Raw genomic sequence first — 1,764 nt, 5'->3', positions numbered from 1 at the left:
TTCGCGAATAAAGTTTGGGCAGCAAGTTTTCCTTCTTCAGTAAATGCCGCGAAACCGAAGGGAAACTGAATTATTATGGCTTTCATTATCCTGTGCTCCGTTAACAAGCCTAACTATTGCATACTAACTGTATTAATAAATAGTTGCTGATTTTCACGAATATGTGTCGGTTTCTCCATCATTTCCGCTTCCTAAACAGTTTTGCACCATCCATGTCGCATACAAACTCAAACCCAACTTCCAACAGTTTACATGCTTCATCTATGGTTTTGGCAAGTTTAACGTGGTATTGCTGGTCGCTTTCGCTGAAACAAGCCTGCTCCATGTTGATGTATATCTCGGTGCTTTGGAGATTGCGGTGTCCGAGTAGCCGCTTCACGTGGTCGGGGTCGTGTGTCTTGTGGTATTCCATAGTGCCTTTCCAGTGTCTTATCGTGTGGTAGGTGATTTTTTCCAGTCTCGGGTTGTTAAGTTTCTTGGCTAAGAATGTCCGTTGCTGCTTGAGTAGCCGTATCTTGTTTCTCACGTCAGCGCCGCCGAATACTTTTTCACTTTTCTTAGGCAACGCTTCCAACACGCCGATTAGTCTTGCTGAAACTTTGAACATTCTTGGTCTGCCATGCTTCTCTGTCTTGTTAAGCGTTATCGTGTTGTTTTCTGTGTTTATGTCTGTCCATTCAAGCCGCAACGCTTCACCGATGCGCATGCCTGTTTCTTTGAGCAGCAACAGCACGGCGGAAGTGGTTTTTCCTGTTCCAGCGATTAAAGCGTCTATTTCGCATTCAAGTGGTATGAAGGGTATTGGTTGAACGAATTGGTATCTCGGCGCTTCCCATGTTTTGCCTTGCCACTTTAGGAAGCCATTGTAGGCAACTACGTATGCGGCTTTGCTGTTTGGTTTTATGGCTTTTTTGCTGAGTGCTTCTTTCACGGCTTCTGGGTCGTTTATGTTGCATAGTTTTGAGAGTTGGGTTAGTTTGTTGTTGGTGTTGGTTATGGTTGTTTCGCTGAGTCCTTGTTTTTTCATGTGGAATAGGTAGCTTAGGATTTTGCCTTTGGCGTCAAATTGTTGTGGTTCTCCCGCAACCGTCTTGGTTTCGGTTGCAGTATCCAAATTTTTCGCATCCTCTAAGAGAGCGCTTATTTGGCGATTCCTATTTTCTCGGAAAACCGTATTTAAGCCTTTACCACGTGTGTACGTGGAAGCCTCTGAAAACCTGTAACCGCATTCTCGGCACAACCAGCGCTGTACGCTGCTGCCATCCGCCAAATAACGTAAACCATCTTTGAAAAGACGCGCACATCCACACTGCGGACACTGTGTTAAGGCAGCAGCTTCCACCATGTTCAACGCTCTCCCTGCATTTTTACTATGACAGCCGCGAATTTTGGCTCCCTAAGTGCACGCTGCACATCCGCAACAGCAACAAACAACACCTCACCGCCCCGCAACTGAATTTTCAGCGATTTGCCGCCACCCGCCAACATCAAATACCCAGCTTTCACAAAAGTCACGCAGCATCAACCTCTCCGTATGGCTTAAAGCCGCGGCACGTATCTGGACAATTAAACAGCGGCGTTAAACAATTCGGGTTAGGATGCATGCAACTTGCTTTATGAAAGTGAACGCAGTCTTTAGCTAAAACCAAGGGTTGATTATCTGGCACACATGGCACACTTGGCACACGTGTACTATACCCGTCTAAAATTAATGATTCACCGATTTTACGCTGGGGTATCTGACCTGTGCCATCTGTGCCACCT

3 protein-coding genes are annotated in these 1,764 nt (G+C 46.0%); all 3 read right to left on the bottom strand.

The annotated features are described in order from the left end of the window. Positions 1-178: 178 nt before the first annotated feature. Positions 179-1,345 carry a tyrosine-type recombinase/integrase gene (locus NWE95_07315; GenBank protein MCW4003702.1) on the bottom strand — a complete coding sequence of 389 codons (1,167 nt, stop codon included), beginning with the start codon at positions 1,343-1,345 and terminating at the stop codon, positions 179-181. 2 nt (positions 1,346-1,347) lie between these two features. Then, positions 1,348-1,515: a hypothetical protein gene (locus NWE95_07310; protein ID MCW4003701.1), complete on the bottom strand. Its 168-nt coding sequence runs from the start codon at positions 1,513-1,515 to the stop codon at positions 1,348-1,350. Further along, positions 1,512-1,764 (bottom strand): hypothetical protein (locus NWE95_07305; protein ID MCW4003700.1); only part of this gene is annotated, 253 nt, incomplete at its 5' end. The genes NWE95_07310 and NWE95_07305, both read right to left, overlap by 4 nt.

This window comes from Candidatus Bathyarchaeota archaeon (assembly GCA_026014725.1).
In the GTDB taxonomy this organism is placed as follows: domain Archaea; phylum Thermoproteota; class Bathyarchaeia; order Bathyarchaeales; family Bathycorpusculaceae; genus Bathycorpusculum.
The sequence above is the reverse complement of the archived record's forward strand: the minus strand, read 5'-3'. Positions and strand labels throughout refer to the sequence as shown.

What these genes read in the sequence shown, in the direction of transcription:
- NWE95_07315 (MCW4003702.1), bottom strand. Translation starts at nt 1,345, where the DNA reads ATGGTGGAAGCTGCTGCCTTAACACAGTGTCCGCAGTGTGGATGTGCG.